The organism is Brevundimonas sp. (assembly GCF_029946145.1).
Classification (GTDB): domain Bacteria; phylum Pseudomonadota; class Alphaproteobacteria; order Caulobacterales; family Caulobacteraceae; genus Brevundimonas.
The window spans coordinates 136,188-152,740 of record NZ_JAQSDY010000013.1 but is presented as its reverse complement, the minus strand read 5'-3'; the positions used below and the strand labels follow the sequence as shown (position 1 = coordinate 152,740).

At 70.0% G+C, this 16,553-nt stretch carries 14 protein-coding genes; 7 read left to right on the top strand and 7 right to left on the bottom strand.

What is annotated here, in order from left to right:
* Positions 1–31 precede the first annotated feature (31 nt).
* Positions 32–1,492 (bottom strand): deoxyribodipyrimidine photo-lyase, encoded by a 1,461-nt coding sequence (locus PSV23_RS06335; protein WP_300467020.1) that lies wholly within the window; start codon positions 1,490–1,492, stop codon positions 32–34.
* 111 nt (positions 1,493–1,603) lie between these two features.
* Between PSV23_RS06335 and kdsA the strand changes: the two genes are divergently transcribed.
* From kdsA to PSV23_RS06315, 4 genes are read left to right on the top strand one after another with little or no spacing between them, the layout of a single operon-like run.
* The gene (kdsA, locus tag PSV23_RS06330) at positions 1,604–2,467 is read left to right on the top strand and encodes a 3-deoxy-8-phosphooctulonate synthase (RefSeq protein ID WP_300467018.1); all 864 of its coding nucleotides are present in this window, start codon (positions 1,604–1,606) and stop codon (positions 2,465–2,467) included.
* Positions 2,468–2,485: 18 nt separating this feature from the next.
* Positions 2,486–3,955 (top strand): D-glycero-beta-D-manno-heptose 1-phosphate adenylyltransferase, encoded by a 1,470-nt coding sequence (gene rfaE2, locus PSV23_RS06325; protein ID WP_300467016.1) that lies wholly within the window; start codon positions 2,486–2,488, stop codon positions 3,953–3,955.
* Entirely contained in the window at positions 3,952–4,953 is a 1,002-nt protein-coding gene (gene rfaD, locus PSV23_RS06320; protein WP_300467014.1) for an ADP-glyceromanno-heptose 6-epimerase, read from the top strand. Before rfaE2 ends, rfaD begins: the two co-directional genes overlap by 4 nt.
* Positions 4,950–6,056, top strand: coding sequence for a DUF3089 domain-containing protein (locus PSV23_RS06315; protein WP_300467012.1), 1,107 nt, complete (start codon positions 4,950–4,952; stop codon positions 6,054–6,056). Before rfaD ends, PSV23_RS06315 begins: the two co-directional genes overlap by 4 nt.
* On the opposite strand, the gene recG is transcribed toward PSV23_RS06315, so the two are convergent.
* Complete coding sequence (gene recG / locus PSV23_RS06310) at positions 6,053–8,140, bottom strand: ATP-dependent DNA helicase RecG (protein WP_300467010.1); 2,088 nt, start codon at positions 8,138–8,140, stop codon at positions 6,053–6,055. The two genes, PSV23_RS06315 and recG, sit on opposite strands and share 4 nt — an antisense overlap.
* An 83-nt stretch (positions 8,141–8,223) precedes the next feature.
* Here recG and PSV23_RS06305 point away from each other — a divergent pair, with 83 nt between their 5' ends.
* Together PSV23_RS06305 and mfd are read left to right on the top strand one after the other, a co-directional pair.
* Entirely contained in the window at positions 8,224–8,544 is a 321-nt protein-coding gene (locus PSV23_RS06305; protein ID WP_300467008.1) for a succinate dehydrogenase assembly factor 2, read from the top strand.
* Entirely contained in the window at positions 8,544–12,005 is a 3,462-nt protein-coding gene (gene mfd / locus PSV23_RS06300; RefSeq protein ID WP_300467006.1) for a transcription-repair coupling factor, read from the top strand. Before PSV23_RS06305 ends, mfd begins: the two co-directional genes overlap by 1 nt.
* Here the strand turns inward: mfd and PSV23_RS06295 are convergent.
* Genes PSV23_RS06295 through PSV23_RS06285 form a run of 3 tightly spaced genes read right to left on the bottom strand, consistent with a single transcriptional unit; the run spans position 12,002 to position 14,703 of the window.
* The gene (locus tag PSV23_RS06295; protein ID WP_300467004.1) at positions 12,002–12,748 is read right to left on the bottom strand and encodes a hypothetical protein; all 747 of its coding nucleotides are present in this window, start codon (positions 12,746–12,748) and stop codon (positions 12,002–12,004) included. The two genes, mfd and PSV23_RS06295, sit on opposite strands and share 4 nt — an antisense overlap.
* A 2-nt stretch (positions 12,749–12,750) precedes the next feature.
* Entirely contained in the window at positions 12,751–13,347 is a 597-nt protein-coding gene (locus PSV23_RS06290; protein WP_300467002.1) for a helix-turn-helix domain-containing protein, read from the bottom strand.
* 42 nt (positions 13,348–13,389) lie between these two features.
* The gene (locus PSV23_RS06285) at positions 13,390–14,703 is read right to left on the bottom strand and encodes a diguanylate cyclase domain-containing protein (RefSeq protein ID WP_300467000.1); all 1,314 of its coding nucleotides are present in this window, start codon (positions 14,701–14,703) and stop codon (positions 13,390–13,392) included.
* Between the two features lie 228 nt (positions 14,704–14,931).
* On the opposite strand from PSV23_RS06285, the gene PSV23_RS06280 reads away from it, so the two are divergent.
* On the top strand, positions 14,932–15,837 hold the full coding sequence (locus PSV23_RS06280) for a YihY/virulence factor BrkB family protein (protein ID WP_370461011.1): 906 nt from the start codon (positions 14,932–14,934) through the stop codon (positions 15,835–15,837).
* On the opposite strand, the gene PSV23_RS06275 is transcribed toward PSV23_RS06280, so the two are convergent.
* On the bottom strand, positions 15,800–16,030 hold the full coding sequence (locus PSV23_RS06275; RefSeq protein WP_300466996.1) for a sulfurtransferase TusA family protein: 231 nt from the start codon (positions 16,028–16,030) through the stop codon (positions 15,800–15,802). The two genes, PSV23_RS06280 and PSV23_RS06275, sit on opposite strands and share 38 nt — an antisense overlap.
* On the bottom strand, positions 16,027–16,518 hold the full coding sequence (locus PSV23_RS06270; RefSeq protein ID WP_300466994.1) for a CinA family protein: 492 nt from the start codon (positions 16,516–16,518) through the stop codon (positions 16,027–16,029). Before PSV23_RS06270 ends, PSV23_RS06275 begins: the two co-directional genes overlap by 4 nt.
* Positions 16,519–16,553: the final 35 nt, after the last annotated feature.

Sequence of the window (16,553 nt, the reverse complement as noted above, 5' to 3'; positions counted from 1 at the left end):
CCGGAAGTCTCCGATGGACGACGGATGGCCGTCAATCCCCTTCGGCCCCGCGGCCGGCGACGACGGATTTGAGGGCGTCCAGCGCGCGCTGGCGGGCCTCGGCATGATCGACGACAGGAGCGGGGTAGTCGCGCCCCAGGCGGAGGTTGGCGGCCGCGAGGATGTCGGCGGGCGCCGTCCACGGCGCGTGAAGCCAGCGGTCGGGCAGGCGGCTGAGTTCCGGAACCCACCGTCGGACGTATCGGCCGTCTGCATCGAATTTCTGCCCCTGAATGACTGGATTGAAGATTCGGAAGTACGGTGAAGCATCCGCTCCGGATCCAGCGACCCATTGCCAATTCTGAACATTGGAGGCGAGGTCGGCGTCGACAAGGGTGTCCCGGAACCACCGCTCGCCCTCCCGCCAGTCGATCAGCAGGTGTTTGATCAGGAAGGAGGCGACGATCATGCGCACCCGGTTGTGCATGAAACCGGTCGTCCAGAGCTGGCGCATGCCCGCGTCGACGACGGGATAGCCGGTCCGGCCCCGCTTCCACGCCGTCAGGGCGGCGGCGTCGTCACGCCAGGGCATGGCGTCGTACTCGGGACGGAAGGCCGTGTCGGTCATCCGCGGGAAGGCGTGCAGCAGATGGGCGGAGAATTCGCGCCAGCCGATCTCCGCGACGAATTTTTCCGCTTCGGCGGCGGGGACCCGACCGTCGGCGGCGGCCTCGCGGGCGGCCTGGATGGCGCGCCATGGGCTGATCTCGCCGAAATGCAGATGGGGGGACAGTCGGCTGGTGGCCGGCTCGGCTGGCCGGTCGCGGCCGACGGAGTAGGATTTCAGACCCCCGGCGACGAAGGCGGAGAGGGCGGCGGAGGCCCCGGCCTCGCCCGGGGTCCAGTCGAAGCCGCCGGACCAGTCGGGACGGGTCGGATGCAAGCCCCAGGCGTCGAGGTCGTCAGAGGCGATGTCGGCGGGCGTCGCGACGATGCGCGGGCCGGTCGTGGGCGGCGGGGCCGAGGCCGTAGCCAGCAGGGCCTTCATGAAGGGGGTGAAGACCTTGTACGGCTGGCCGGCGCCGTTCAGTACGCCGCCCGGACGGTGCAGCAGGGCGGCGTTGTAGCCCTTGCAGTCGACGCGCTCAGCCTGAAGCGCGTGGGCGATGTCGGCGTCGCGGGCGAAGGCGTCGGGCTCGAACAGGCGGTTCATGAAGACGGCGTCGGCGCCGGTTTCGCCGATCAGGCGGTGCAGTTCAGCCTCGCTGTCGCCGCGGCGCAGGATGAGGCGCGATCCGCGCGCCCGCAGGGTGGCGTCGAGGGCGCGCAGGGACTTGTCCAGCCACCACAAGGAAGCCGCACCCATGGAGCAGACGCGCGAGCCCTGGTCGAGGATGTAGACGGGAATGATCGGCCGTCCGGTTTCGGCGGCGTGCATCAGGGCCGGATTGTCGGCCAGGCGCAGGTCCTGACGGAACCACAGGATCACGGGACGATCGGCCTTGGTGGTCATGCGGTCGGGCTCCGTGATAGCTTGCGAACCTCAACGTCCGACGCCACCTGATCGCCGCATGAGTGCGGCATCGACCGCGCGTCGCCAAGCCGCAAATCCGGGAAGCCTGTCTTGTCCAAGCCCAACGCCGTCATCGACATCAAGCAAGGGCTGAAACGCCCCGTCAGCATCGGCGGCGGTCAGCGAATCGTCTTCATCGCCGGCCCGTGCCAGCTGGAAAGCCGCCAGCACGCGCTGGAAATGGCCCATGCGCTGAAGGAGATCGGCGAGCGGCTGAACGTCGGCGTCATCTACAAGACCAGCTTCGACAAGGCGAACCGCACCTCGGCGACCGCCGCGCGCGGGTTCGGCCTTGAAGGATCGCTGCCGATCTTCGCGGAGATCCGCGAGGTCACGGGCCTGCCGGTGCTGACCGACGTGCACACCGAGGAGCATTGCCGCATCGCCGCCCAGGCCGTGGACGTGCTGCAGATCCCGGCCTTCCTCTGCCGCCAGACCGACCTGCTGCTGGCCGCCGCGGCGACGGGCAAGGTCATCAACATCAAGAAGGGCCAGTTCCTCGCCCCCTGGGATATGAAGAACGTCATCGCCAAGGTCGTCGGCGCGGGCAATCCCAACGTCATGGCCTGCGAGCGGGGGGCCAGCTTCGGCTACAACACCCTGGTCTCGGACATGCGGTCGCTGCCGATCCTGCGTGAGATCGGCTGTCCGGTGGTGTTCGACGCGACGCACAGCGTGCAGCAGCCAGGCGGGCAGGGGACCTCCTCGGGCGGACAGCGGGAGTTCGTGCCGGTGCTGGCCCGCGCCGCCGTGGCCGTGGGCGTGGACGCCGTCTTCATGGAGACCCATCAGGACCCCGACAATGCGCCGTCGGACGGGCCGAACATGGTGCCGCTGGACCAGTTCGAGGCGCTGTGCGCCGACCTGATCGCCTATGACGACCTGACCAAGGCGCGGATGGCGAAGGCGGCGTGAATCCGATAGGCCAAGGGGATGGCTGAACGCACGCTCGATCTGGGAGAACTGCAGGCGCTGCTCGAGGGCGTGCGCGGGCTGAAGATCGCCTGCGTCGGCGACCTGATGCTGGACCGCTATGTCTATGGCGAGGTCAGTCGCATCTCGCCGGAAGCGCCGATCCCCGTGCTGCGCATGGGCCGGACCGTCGCCATGCCGGGCGGCGTGGGCAATGTGGCGCGCAATGTCGCCGCCCTCGGGGGTGTGGCGCGACTGGGCGCGGTGGCGGGGCAGGATGCGGCCGGCGATGAGCTGGCGGCGCTGATCGCCGTGGAACCGGGCATCGAGGACGCGGTGGAGCGCCGGGCCGGCGTGGCCACCATCGTCAAGACCCGCTTCGTCGCCGCCGGCCAGCAACTGCTGCGGCTGGACGAAGAAGCCGCGGCCTTGATGGGCGATGAAAGTGGCGCCTTTACGGGCGCTTCCGTCTATTTGTTATCAGATTACTCCAAGGGCGTAGTCAGCGATCTGGTGATCGCCCAGGCCCTTTCCGCCGCGCAGAAGAGCGGCGCGCCGGTGGTCGTGGATCCCAAGGGCCGCGACTTCGCCCGCTACGGCGCGGTCGATCTGATCAAGCCGAACGCCAGCGAACTGGCGGCGGCCACGGGACTGCCGGTCGAGACCGACGCCGAGGTCGAGGCGGCGCTGAAGGCGCTGCTGCACGCGACGACGGCCAAGGCCGTGGTGGTCACGCGCGCGGGCAAGGGCATGAGCCTGATGCGGCGCGGCGAGGCGGCGAAACATTTCCCCGGACGGGCGCGCGAGGTGTTCGACGTTTCGGGCGCCGGCGATACGGGCCTGGCGGCGCTGGGCCTGGCGCTGGGCGCGCGCGCCTCGCTGGAGACGGCGGTCGAGTTCGCGATCCTGGCCTCTGGCGTGGTGGTCGGCAAGGCGGGGACGGCGGTGGTGACCCCGGCCGAACTGATCGACGCGGAGATGAGCCAGCACGCCGCCGGGGCCCACGCCAAGGTCATGCCGCTGGAGGAGCTGGCGCATGTCGTCGAGGGCTGGAAACGGCAGGGGCTGAAGGTCGGCTTCACCAACGGGTGTTTCGACATCCTGCATCGCGGTCACGTGGCCTATCTGGCCCAGGCGCGTGGCTGGTGCGACCGGCTGGTGGTGGCGCTGAACACCGACGCTTCCGTGCGCCGGCTGAAGGGCGAGGGGCGGCCGATCAACGATCTGGACAGCCGGGCCGTGGTCATCGGCGGGCTTCAGTCGGTGGACCGGGTGACGGCATTCGACGATCCGACGCCGCTGGCCCTGATCGAACGGCTGCGGCCGGACGTGCTGATCAAAGGCGCGGACTACACCCGAGAGGGCGTGGTCGGCGGCGATCTGGTCGAGAGCTGGGGCGGCGAGGTCAAACTGGCGACGTTCGAGGACGGCTATTCGACCACGAAGACGGTCGAGAAGATGAAGGGTCGTGAAGGGGAGGCGGGGCGATGATCCGGCGCATGATCGTGGTGACGGGCGGGGCCGGCTTCATCGGCTCGAACATCGTGGCGCGCCTGTGCGCCGAAGGGCGGCGCGACATCGTCGTGGTCGACCGGCTGGAAACGGCCGATCTGGGCAAGTGGAAGAATCTCGCCAAACACTCGATCGCCGACTTCTGGTCGCCCGAGGAGATGTTCGAACAGCTGGAACGGAACGCTGAACGGATCGAGGCGGTGGTGCACATGGGCGCCATTTCGTCGACGACCGAGCCGGACGCGGACCTGATCCTGCATACCAATTTCAGCCTGTCGCGGGACCTTTGGGCCTGGTGCGCCCTGCGCGACGCACGGCTGATCTACGCCTCGTCGGCGGCGACCTATGGAGACGGCGGACTGGGGTTCGAGGACCATGATGATCTTCGCTCTCTGTCTGCGCTTCGACCGTTAAATGCCTATGGTTATTCGAAGTATCTGTTTGACCAGTACGCGGCGCGGCAGGCTCAGATGCGGACGGCGCCGACCCAGTGGGCGGGGCTGAAATTCTTCAACGTCTATGGGCCGAACGAGTACCACAAGGGCGGGATGAAGTCGGTCGTGGCCCAGATCTGGCCCAGGGTTCAGGCCGACCAGCCGGTGACCCTGTTCCGCTCGCACAATCCGAACTACGCCGACGGCGGCCAGATGCGCGACTTCGTCTTTGTCGACGACGTGGTCGACATGGTCGAGTGGCTGCTGGAGACGCCGGAAGTGTCGGGGGTGTTCAACGCCGGATCGGGGCAGGCGCGGTCGTTCCTCGACCTGGCCAACGCGACCTTCGCGGCGGCCGGAAAGGCGCCGAGGATCGAATACGTCGATACCCCCGAGAGCATCCGCGACAAATACCAGTATTTCACCGAGGCCCGGATGGAGCGGGTGCGCGCCGCCGGCTTCGGCGGGCAGCCGACGCCGCTGGAAGAGGGCGTGCGCCGCTATGTGCAGGACTTCCTGGCCACGGCGGACCCGTATCGATGACGCGGCCCAGGCTGACCTTCCGCCAGTGGGCCGGCTGGATCGGCCTGACAATCATTCTGGTGCTGGCCGCCGCGGTGGCGGTGTGGCGCGGGGACATCCTGAGGGCCGGGCTGGATCCGCAGGTGCCATTCCAGACCTATACGCCGCCACCCGCTCCGGACTATGGCGCACCGGCGGCCTGGGCCTTGCGGGAGACGCGAACCGCGGGCGCGGGGCCGGCGGCGATCTTCTTCGTCCACTCCACCACCTATGACGGCGGGCGGGAGTGGAACGGACCGATCGGGGATCGCGAGGCCGACGCATGGCTGAGCCGGGTGGTTCTGCCCAACTACGCCGGGCCGTTCGCGCGCGCCGGGGCGATCAGCGCGCCGCGATACCGGCAGAGCAGCCTCTACACCCGGCTGACGCTGCGCGAGGACGCGCGCGAGGCGAGGGCCTTCGCTTATGGCGATGCGGCGGCGGCGTTTGACGTCTGGATCGCCAACCATCCGACCGGGCCGATCGTGCTGGCCGGACTGGAGCAGGGCGGCGAGATCGTGGAGCGGCTGGTGCGCGAGCGCGTGGCTCCCGATCCCGCGCTGCGCGAGAGGCTGGTCGCGGCCTATCTGATCGATGTTCTGGCCGCTGCCGACGGCCTGTCGCCACGGGTTCCGGCCTGCGCGCGGCGCGATCAGGTCGGCTGTGTCGTCGGCTGGTCGCCGGTAGGCGAGGGCAATGACGCGGCGGCGCGGCGGCGGCTGCGGCGGGCCCTGGTCTGGGACGCACGGGGACGCCTGGTCGATCTCGACGGGCGTCCGGCCCTGTGCGTCAATCCGGTGACCGGTTCGACCGACACGGCGCCGGTCGAGGCGCGGCTGCACAAGGGGGCGACCAACGCCACCGGGCTGGAGTGGGGCGCGCGGCCGGCCCTGATGGCCCGCGAAATCGCCACCCAGTGCCGGGGCGGTTTGCTTCGCCACACGGAGCCCAGGACGGAGTCGTTCCGCGAGACGGGGAGTTGGGCGGATCGAAGAAAATCACGACCTTACAATCTGTTCTACGGTGATATTGAAGCCGACGTTCAGGCTCGCCTGACGGCCTGGCAGGCGCGTCCGGCGATCTAGTCTATGCCCGGCCGGTCGTTGCGCCAGTCGAACAGCGCTTCCAGGACCTTCACCGCCTCGCCGCGCGGGCTGGTCAGGTCGGGGTCGCGGCCCAGCACCAGACGGGCGTCGTCGGCGGCGGCCAGCATCAGGGCGCGATGGCGGATGGGGTCGGCGAAGCGGTAGGCGGGGAAGCCGCTCTGCTTGAGGCCCAGGGGATCGCCGCCGCCGCGCAGGCGGAAATCCTCTTCGGCGATCTCGAAGCCGTCCTCGGTGCGGCGCAGGGTCTCAAGCCGGGTCTTCGCCGTTTCGCCGAGACCGTCGTCGCCGCCGCCGTACAGCAGGATGCAGGCGCTGGCCTTGGCCCCGCGGCCGACCCGGCCGCGCAGCTGATGCAGTTGGGCCAGGCCGAAGCGGTCGGCATGCTCGATGACCATGATGGTGGCGTTGGGCACGTCGACGCCGACCTCGACCACGGTGGTGGCGACCAGCAGGGGGATGCGGCCGTCTGCGAAATCGGCCATGACGGTCTCGCGCTCGGGGCCCGGCATCTGACCGTGGGCGAGGCCGACCTCGACCTTGAGGATGCGGCGCAGGTCGGCGGCGCGGGCCTCGGCGGCGGCGAGGTCGGAGGCTTCGCTCTCGGCCACCAGGGGGCAGATCCAGTAGGCCTGGGCGCCGCCGTCGATCGCCGCCTTCAACCGTTTGGCCACCTCGCCGATGCGGGCCAGCGGCAGCACGGCGGTGGTGACGGGCGTGCGGCCCGGCGGCTTCTCCATCAGCCGCGAGACCTCGAGCTCGCCGTATTGGGTCAGCTCGAGGGTGCGCGGGATGGGCGTGGCCGACATGGTCAGCAGGTGGACGCCGCCGGTGCGGGGGTCGCCCTTGGCCTGTAGTCGCTGGCGCTCGTTGACGCCGAAACGGTGCTGTTCGTCGATCACGGCGAGGGCCAGCCGGTCGAAGCGCACGGCGTCCTGGAACAGGGCGTGGGTGCCGATGGCGACCTGGGCCTCGCCCGAGGCGAGGGCGGCGAGCCGGGCGCGGCGCTCGGCGGGCGTGTCGCGGCCGGTCAGGAGGACGGCGCTGACGCCGGCGGCCTCCATCATGGGGGCGATGCGCTGATAGTGCTGGCGGGCGAGGATTTCGGTCGGAGCCATCAGGGCCGACTGGAAGCCCGAGGCGGCCGCGTCGGCCAGGGCCAGGGCGGCGACGGCCGTCTTGCCCGAGCCGACGTCGCCCTGCAGCAGCCGGCCCATCTGTTCGCCCGAGGCGAGGTCGCGGCGGATTTCGGCGATGGCGTGATGCTGGGCGCCGGTCAGCTGGAAGGGCAGGGACGCCAGCAGGCGGGCCGAGGCGTCGCCGGGATGGATGACCGGGGCGGGGGTGATCTGGCGGGCCCGGCGGCGGCGGGCCAGGGCCAGCTGGTGGGCGAACAGTTCGTCATAGGCCAGCCGCTGACGAACGGGGGCGTCGGGCTCCAGATCGGTCTCGGCCTCCGGGGCGTGCAGCCGTTCGAGGGCGGCGCGCCAGCCCGGCCAGCGGGTCTTCGCCAGCCAGGCGGGATCCTGCCATTCGGTCAGGTCCGGCGCGTTCTGCAGCGCGGCCTGGACCAGTTTGCGGATGACGCGCGACGACAGGCCCTGGGTCGCGGGATAGACCGGCTCGATGGCGGCGATGTCGCCAGCCTGTTCGGGGGTGAATATGTCGGGGTGCACGATCTGCACCTCGCTGTTGAACCGCTCGACCTTGCCCGTGACCAGCCGGGTCTGGCCGCGCGGCAGCAGGCGGTCGATGTGCTGGGCCGAGCCGCCGAACCAGATCAGATGGACGAAGCCGGTGGCGTCGGTGGCCCGGACCTTGATGGGCGCCCCGGGCTTGGCCGGGACGATCAGGCGGTCGATGACAATCTCGAAGATCCCGACCTGGCCCTCGACGGCGTCCGCGGCGGTCATGGGGCGACGGACGATCAGGCCGGACGGGGACAGGAACAGGACGTCGCGCACCAGCTGCCCGGCCAGCTTCTGGACGAGCGGCAGCACTTTCGGGCCCACGCCCTTCAGGGTGGAGACCTCGGCGAACAGGGGAAAGAGAATCTCGGGCCGCATCACGCGACAGCATAGCTGGCGAAACGGCGGGGGGAACGCTATCTGACCCGTCCTGTTTACTGACCGACCGGGCAAGGAAGCTTGTGGCCGATATTGACGCGCGTCCCGAAGAGGCTTCCGCCCGTGAGCGGCTGGGCCGGATCGTGTTCCGGGCCTGGCGGCGCGGATTCCGCGAGGCTGACCTCGTGCTGGGTCCGTTCGCGGACCAGGTCGGCCCGACCCTGACCGAAGACGAACTGGATTCCCTGGAGGCTCTGCTGGCCGAAGACGACGATCACCGACTGTACGCCTGGATCATCGGCAGCGAGCCGACGCCCCCGGCGCACGACACCGCTGTGATGGGCAAGATCCGCGCCTTCATGCGCGACCACGTCGCCGCCGCCGTCGCCGAGGGCGCGGGTTGATGGATGGCGTGGAGCCCCGGCGGGGCGATCAGGAGCTGGGCGGGGCGCCCGAGGGACTGGACGCGCTGACCGTCGCCGAACGGCTGAGGACCGCGGGCGGCGTCGGCGTGTTCGTGGCGCGCGACTACGCCCGCATGGGCGAGTTCGTTCAGGCGTTCGGCTTCTTCGCCCAGGACATCGAGGTCATCGAATTCCCGGCGTGGGATTGCCTGCCCTACGACCGGCTGAGCCCGTCGTCGTCGGTCTCGGCCGAGCGGATGGCGGCGCTGACCCGGCTGGCGCAACGCCATCCGACCGAAAGCCGCCCGACGCTGGTTGTGACCACCATCGGGGCGGCGATCCAGCGGACGCCGCCGCGCGAGGTGACCAGCGGGGCCGGATTCCAGACCACGGTCGGCCTCGATCTCGACACGGCGGCGCTGGAGCGGTATTTCGCCGCCAACGGCTATATGCGCGCCTCGACGGTGTCGGAGCGCGGCGAGTTCGCGGTGCGGGGCGGGGTCATCGACGTGTTTCCGCCGGGCTTCGCGGAGCCGGTGCGGCTGGACATGTTCGGCTCGGAGCTGGAGTCGATCCGCACCTTCGACCCGGCGACCCAACGGTCGACCGGACAGCGGCGCGAGGTGTCGCTGGCGCCCGTGTCCGAGGCCCTGCTCGACGCGGAGAGCATTTCGCGGTTCCGCACCGGCTATCTCAGCCTGTTCGGCGCGGCGGGCGACGATCCGCTGTACGCGGCCATCAGCGAGGGCGCGCGACGGCAGGGCATGGAGCACTGGCTGCCGCTGCTCTACGATCGTCTGGAGACCCTGTTCGACTATCTGCCCGACGACGCGAAGGTCTTCCTGGACAATCAGGTCGAGGCGGCGCGGAGCGAACGCTGGACCTTGACGCGCGACGCTTACGAGGCGCGCCGGGACGCGGCGATGAGCCGGAAGGCCGGCGGCTCTGCCTATCGCGCCCTGCCGCCCGAGCGACTGTATCTGGACGAAGCCGAGTGGATCACGGCCCTGGCCGGGCGCTGGGTGCGGCGGATGACGCCCTTCCACGGGCCGGGTGAGGACGCCGGAGGGCGGCTGGGGCGCAGTTTCGCGGCCGAGCGGGCGCAGGACAGCATCAATCTGTTCGAGGCCGTGGCGCGCCACGCCGAGGCGGTGAAGGCGGCCGGCAAGCGGGTGTTGTTCGCCTCCTGGACCGAAGGTTCGTCCGAACGGCTGGCCGGGATGCTGGCCGATCACGGGCTGGAGCATGTCGTCGCCGTGCGCGACTGGACCGACGTCCAGAAGGCGCCAAGGGACATCTATCTGCGCGGGGTTCTGCCGGTCGAGCATGGGTTCGAGACCGGCGATGTCGCGGTCATTTCCGAGACCGACATCCTCGGCGACCGGCTGGCGCGACCGCGGAAGAAGCGGCGGGCGTCGAACTTCCTCGCCGAGGCCTCGGCCCTGACCACCGGCGATCTCGTCGTGCACCTCGATCACGGCATCGGCCGCTACGAGGGGCTGAAGACGCTGGAGATCCAGCAGGCGCCCCACGACTGTCTGGAGCTGGTCTACGCCGGCGACAGCAAGCTGTATCTGCCGGTCGAGAACATCGACCTGCTGACCCGCTATGGCAGCGACTCTGACGGGGCGCAGCTGGACCGGCTGGGCGGGGCCGGCTGGCAGGCTCGCAAGGCCAAGGCCAAGCAGCGGCTGCGTGACATGGCCGAGGGGCTGATCGCCCTCGCCGCCAAGCGGTCGCTGCGGACGTCGGACCCGATCACCCCGCCGCACGGTCTGTTCGACGAGTTCTGCGCCCGCTTCCCCTATGAGGAGACCGACGACCAGCTGAACGCCATCGGCGACGTGCTGGAGGACCTCGGCAAGGGCACGCCGATGGATCGCCTGATCTGCGGCGACGTCGGCTTCGGCAAGACCGAGGTGGCGCTGCGGGCGGCCTTCGTGGTGGCGATGACGGGGCAGCAGGTGGCCATCGTCTGCCCCACCACCCTGCTGGCGCGGCAGCATTTCAAGACCTTCAGCGAGCGGTTCGCCGGCTGGCCGGTCACGGTGCGCCACCTGTCGCGTATGGTCACGGCGAAGGACGCCGCCGAGACGCGCGCGGGGCTGAAGGACGGATCGTTCGAGATCGTCGTCGGCACCCATGCGGTGTTGAGCGAACAGGTCGGGTTCAAGGACCTAGGCCTTGTTATCGTTGACGAAGAGCAGCATTTCGGCGTCAAGCACAAGGAGAAGCTGAAGTCCCTGCGGGCCGATGTTCACCTGCTGACCCTGACGGCCACGCCCATTCCGCGCACGCTGCAGATGGCGCTGTCGGGCATCCGCGAGATGTCGATCATCGCCACCCCGCCGGTCGACCGGCTGGCGGTGCGGACCTATGTCACGCCGTGGGACCCGGTGCTGGTGCGCGAGGCCCTGCTGCGCGAGAAATACCGCGGCGGTCAGGCCTATTATGTCGTGCCGCGCCTGAGCGACCTGCCGGAGATCGAGAAATTCCTGCGCGAACAGGTCCCCGAGATCAAATTCGTGGTCGGCCACGGCCAGATGTCGCCGACCCAGCTGGAAGACGTGATGAGCGCCTTCTACGACGGCAGCTACGACCTGCTGCTGTCGACCACCATCGTCGAAAGCGGCTTGGACGTGCCGACGGCCAACACCCTGATCGTGCACAAGGCCGACATGTTCGGCCTGGCCCAGCTGCACCAGATCCGGGGTCGTATCGGACGGGCCAAGGCGCGGGCCTTCGCCTATCTGACCACGCCGCCGAACAAGCCGATGAGCCTGTCGTCCGAGCGGCGGCTGCAGGTGCTGCAGTCGCTGGACAACCTCGGCGCCGGCTTCCAGCTGGCCAGCCACGATCTGGACCAGCGCGGCGGCGGCAATCTGCTGGGCGACGAGCAGTCGGGCCATATCCGCGAGGTCGGGGTCGAGCTTTATCAGCAGATGCTGGAGGACGCGGTGTCGGAGCTGCGTCTGTCCGGCGAGGGCGGCGGGGTCGTCGACCGCGGCTGGTCTCCGGCGATCAATGTCGGGGCGGCCGTTCTGATCCCGGAGGAATATGTCCCGGACCTCAACGTTCGTCTTAGCCTGTATCGCCGTCTGTCGGACGCGGAAAACAGCGAGACGCGCGAGGCGCTGGCCGCCGAACTGATCGACCGGTTCGGCCCGCTGCCGGATGAGGCCAAACAGCTGCTGCGGATCGTCGGCATCAAGGCCAACTGCAAGACGGCCTGTATCGAGCGCATCGACATCGGGCCCAAGGGCGCTGTGCTGACGCTGCGCAACAACGCCTTCCCCAATCCGATGGGGCTGGTCGGGCTGATCCAGAAGAACCACGCCTTCTGGAAGCTGCGGCCCGATCAGAAGATCGTGGTCAAGGGCGAGTGGGACACGGCCGCCGACCGGCTGAAGGTGGCCGAACGCATCACAGCCGATCTGGCGCGGGTGGCCGGGGCGGCCTAGCCAGTGTGCGGATCGGCGTTCTCGAAGCGCGCCTCCCACCAGGCCTTCCAGCGACCCTCCAGATCGGCGAAGGCCGTGTCGGACAGGCCGTAGGTGGTCAGGGTCAGCATGGTCGAGCCGCGCGGGCGCTTCTCTTCCCTGGGCGGGCTGTCCAGCACGACCAGCAGGCCGTCGCCCCAGGCGTCGACCGTGACGCCGATCTGGTGGCGGGCCGTGAACCAGACCTGGCCCGAGGCGTCCGCATCGGGGCCCAGCGGCATCGCGTATGGCTCGCCAGGCGCCGGGGCGGCGTCGAGACCCAGCACCGACCGGCCCAGCCGGTCCGCGCGCGGCGGGCCCGAGAAGAAGATCGTGCGGCGCGTCTGGCCGGGATGGCGGGCGAAGGCGAAAGCAAGCTGGTGGGTGAAGGAGATCCAGCCCTCGACCATGCCGTCGAACACATCCGACCAGTCGCCGGCGGGAGCGGAGCGGACCACCCGGACGAGGGTGGTCGTCTCGCCCGCAGCCTCGACCTCATACCGGTCATTGACGCCGACAAAGGTCACGACCCGGCGCGCCTCGTCGGCCTCGGCGTGGGTGACGAAGATGAAGTCGATCTCGTCCTTCAGGCTGTCGGCATCCCAGCCGAACCACTGTTTGATCTTTTGCGGATCGCGCAGGGCAGCCCAGACTTCATCGGCGGGGGCGGGCACGGTCACCTCGACGAGGACGTGATCTTCCATCGGCTTCGCGGCTTCGGTCATGGTCAGTTCCTGGCTGGAGCGGGCTTGGGCGTCGCCGGATGGGCGGCGGCCGTGAGGCGGTAGCGGCGGCCCGAGGGGGCTGAATATTTGCGGGCCAGAGCCGCGACGGCGGCGCTGACCTCTTCGGTGAAGGCGTCGAAATCGGCGGGGGTAGCGAAGGTCACGTCGGCCTCGACCGTCAGGGTGAGCAGGCGCGACCCTTCGGCGGCCGCGTCCTGGCGCATGCGGGCGACGTCACGGACGATGGTCGAGGCGGTCGAGATCAGGTGGTCGGCGGCGTGGCGGTCCTGGGCGTCGACTGCGTCGGGGTCGGGCGGGGCCTGCATCATGGCCGGGTCGAAGACGTAGTTCTGCGCGGCGACGAACAGGCGTTCGGTGAAGCCGCGCCTGCGGCGTTCTTCAGCCAGCTGGATCAGGCCCGCGCCCTCGAGCGCGCGCAGATGGTGGCCGATGTTCTGGCGCGGCAGGCCGAGCATTTCCGACAGGCCCGCGGCGGAGGCGGGCTCGGTCAGGGCGGCGAGAATGCGCCGACGGAGGGGCGCCAGCGCCAGAAGGGCAATGTCCAGATCGTCGAGCAGGGCTGAGGGACGCGCCGTCATGGCGCAAACCTGCATTAGACAAAATAGATTGTCAAATGAACGTCAGGCCTGGGACCGGACATCCTTCGAGGCGCGTTCCAGCACGGCGGCGGGGGATTCGCCCGGCGTGATTTCGGCCACGCCGACCTCGAACTCGACCACGAAGGGCGAGCGGTCGGGGCCGGCGTCGAACGCCGTGCAGCCGATGACGGCGGCGATCCGGTCGGCGGCGATCCGGCCCGATGGACCGTGGGTGGCGGGCAGGGCGAGGGCAAAGACGTCGGGCGACAGCCGCGCCGCCGTGTCTTCGGTGCGGATCAGGCGCGAGACCATGGCGCCGATCTGGGGCAGGGCGCGGTCCAGCCAGCCGCCCTTGCGGGCCTCGACCACCGCCTCGGTTTCCGAGACACGCAGCACGGCGACCGAGAGCGGGCGCCGGCGCAGGCGGGCGCCCTCGGCCACGCGCGCCAGATGGCTGGCGAACAGCTGAGGCGTGAACAGGCCGGTGGCGGGATCGGTCAGGCCCGAGCCGCGCGCGCTTTCCAGCGCCTTGCGGATGGCGACGTGGCGGCGGTGCGCGCGGGCCAGGGCGGTGACCCGCTCGGCCGTCTCGTCTTCCGGCGTGTCGGCGGCGGCGACGTCGGCGAAGCCCCGGTTGTAGAGCTCGGCCAGGTTGATCTCGCCCGAGCCGCGCAGATAGAGCACGGCGGGGATGTGATAGAGCCGCGTGTTCCGCTTCATGCCCGAGGCGATCGACAGGGCCGGGGTGTGATCCTCGGCCCCCCAGAGCACGGCGGCGTCAAAGGGCTTTTCGTGCAGGTAGTCGAAGGCAGTGTAGGGCGTCGGCGCGGCCACGACCTCGCAGCCCCGGTCGGTCAGGGCGTTGGACAGGGCGAGGAAGTGCCGGTCCGGCTTGCCCGCCGCCAGGACGCGCAACGGCGTGGCGTCCGGGTCGGCCAGGGGCAGGGGCTGCCCGCGCGCCGCGAAGGTGGCCTCGCGCAGGCTGACCTCCTCTTCGGCGATGGCGGACCGGATCAGGTTTTCCAGACGCAGCGCGGCCTGGGCGGCGTGCGGCGGGCTGGACATGACGATGTCGGCCGAACCGGGCTCCCAGCCGGCGGCGTCGGCGCCGATGGCGAGAACGGGCAGGCGACGGGGCGAGACGGTCTGGCGCAGGGCGTCGACGCCGTGGACCGCGTCGGGCAGGCGGGCGTCGAGGATCACGGCTTCCAGCGGCCAGTCGATCAGGGTCTGGATGGCGCCCGCCAGTGAGCGGGCGGTGACGGTGCGCCAGCCGAGGGCGTCCAGCCCCTGACACAGCGGACCGATCAGGTCGTCGTCAGGGGCGACGACCAGAATGCGCGGATCGGAACCCAAGATCGGAATCTCCAGCCGCGCCCAGCCCCGGGCGCTGCTTCATGGCGGCGGACCATAGCGACGGTCGGCGGCTGTAAGCAACGGGTCACGCAAGGGGTCGGGGGCGGCTATCCCCAGCAGCGCTTTCCCCGGGACCGAATTGGGGTAGAAGTGCGCGCTTCAACGGTTGTGGGGACCGGCTTGCAGGCCAAATCGGATATTGAAGTCGCCGCGCGCTGGGCCACGCCCATGCTGTGGGGCCGGCTGGCGGTCAAGGCGTTCTCGCGCAGCTGGGGCCGCGACGTGATGCTGTACACGGGCGGGGTGTCGTTCTTCGCCCTGCTGGCGGTGTTCCCGGCCATCGCCATCCTGATCGGCTTCTACAAGGCGGTGCTGTCGATCGCCCAGGTCAGCGAGCAGGCGGCGGCCCTGGCCGATGTCATGCCGACGGCGGCGCGGGCCATCTTCCGCGCCGAGATCGAGCGACTGGCCAATGCATCGGCGCGGACGGTGTCGGCGCAGAGCTTCTTCGCCGTCGTCATCGGCGGGTACGCCGCGCATCGCGGCTTCAAGGCCCTGCTGGCGGGGCTGAACCTGATCCACGACGAGACGGAGCCGCACGGCTTCTTCAAGTTCAACCTGCTGGCCTTCTTCGTCGCCCTGGCGGCCTTCCTGCTGTTCACCGTGGTGTCGGGCGCGGTCGTGACCTCGCGGCTTCTGGAGCACGCCGGCCCGGGCGCCGAGGGGCCGCCTGGAGGCATTCCGCTGGACGGGCTGTGGCCAGCCCTGGGTCTCGCGATCGGCCTGACCATGCTCTACCGCTATGCGATGTCCCACCGGACGCCGGTGGCCTGGGCGCCGTCGATCGCCGGGGGGCTGGTGGCGACGGTGATGTCGACGGTCTCGTCGTGGCTGTGCGCCATCTATGTCGAGCAGATCGCGCCCCTGGGGGCGACCTATGGCTCGGTCGGCGCGGTGGTGGTGCTGCTGATCTGGCTGTCCTGGAACGTCAACGCCTTCTTCTACGGCGGGGCGTTCGCGACGGAGATGGAGATCGCGGCGCGGTCGATCGGCGCGCCCGAGATCGAACCGGACGCGCCCGCCTCGGAGACGGTGGTCAGCCTTTCCGAGCGTCGGGCGTCTCGACCACGATAGTCAGAATCCCGTCCGCCTCATCGACCGAGACGACCCGGCCGCCCAGACCGGTCATCAGGTGCGGCACGTCGATGCGGGCCATGGGGTCTGTGGCCAGCAGCGTCAGCCGCGCGCCGGCAGGAGCCTCGCGCATCGCCTTCTGAAGTTTCAGGCTGGGGGTCGGGCAGCGGTGGCCGCGGGCGTCGACGATCATCCGCCGATCCGGTCCAGCAACAGGCGCAGGGCCACGCGCACGCTTTCCAGACGGATACCCTCGCGGCCCAGGTCGCCGAAGCGGTGCTCGGCGTGGATCAGGCCCGAAGGTCCGAAGGCCGCGAAATGGACGAGACCAATCGGCTTTTCGTCGGACCCGCCTCCCGGACCCGCTACCCCGGTGACGGCGACCGAGACGGTGGCGGCGGAGCGGTTGACGCCGCCCTCGGCCATGGCGCGGGCGACCGGTTCCGAGACGGCCCCGTGGGCCTCGATCAGGTCGGCGGCTACGCCCAGCATCTCGCACTTGGCCGTGTTGCTGTAGGTCACGAAGCCCCGGTCGAGCGCCGCCGACGAGCCCGGGACCGCCGTCAGGGCGCCCGCGACCAGACCGCCGGTGCAGCTCTCGGCCGTGGCGATCATCAGACCGCGCGCGACGGCCGTTTCGACGACCCGCCGGGCCAGTACGTCAATATCGTCGGGGAACATCGGGCGGGGCCTTCCGAAGGGGCGGCGAGTCGGTC

What these genes read in the sequence shown, in the direction of transcription:
- PSV23_RS06335 (WP_300467020.1), bottom strand. Translation starts at nt 1,492, where the DNA reads ATGACCACCAAGGCCGATCGTCCCGTGATCCTGTGGTTCCGTCAGGAC.
- PSV23_RS06290 (WP_300467002.1), bottom strand. Translation starts at nt 13,347, where the DNA reads ATGACGGCGCGTCCCTCAGCCCTGCTCGACGATCTGGACATTGCCCTT.
- rfaE2 (WP_300467016.1), top strand. Translation starts at nt 2,486, where the DNA reads ATGGCTGAACGCACGCTCGATCTGGGAGAACTGCAGGCGCTGCTCGAG.
- PSV23_RS06270 (WP_300466994.1), bottom strand. Translation starts at nt 16,518, where the DNA reads ATGTTCCCCGACGATATTGACGTACTGGCCCGGCGGGTCGTCGAAACG.
- PSV23_RS06275 (WP_300466996.1), bottom strand. Translation starts at nt 16,030, where the DNA reads ATGATCGTCGACGCCCGCGGCCACCGCTGCCCGACCCCCAGCCTGAAA.
- PSV23_RS06295 (WP_300467004.1), bottom strand. Translation starts at nt 12,748, where the DNA reads ATGACCGAAGCCGCGAAGCCGATGGAAGATCACGTCCTCGTCGAGGTG.
- PSV23_RS06280 (WP_370461011.1), top strand. Translation starts at nt 14,932, where the DNA reads ATGCTGTGGGGCCGGCTGGCGGTCAAGGCGTTCTCGCGCAGCTGGGGC.
- PSV23_RS06315 (WP_300467012.1), top strand. Translation starts at nt 4,950, where the DNA reads ATGACGCGGCCCAGGCTGACCTTCCGCCAGTGGGCCGGCTGGATCGGC.
- mfd (WP_300467006.1), top strand. Translation starts at nt 8,544, where the DNA reads ATGGATGGCGTGGAGCCCCGGCGGGGCGATCAGGAGCTGGGCGGGGCG.
- rfaD (WP_300467014.1), top strand. Translation starts at nt 3,952, where the DNA reads ATGATCCGGCGCATGATCGTGGTGACGGGCGGGGCCGGCTTCATCGGC.
- recG (WP_300467010.1), bottom strand. Translation starts at nt 8,140, where the DNA reads ATGCGGCCCGAGATTCTCTTTCCCCTGTTCGCCGAGGTCTCCACCCTG.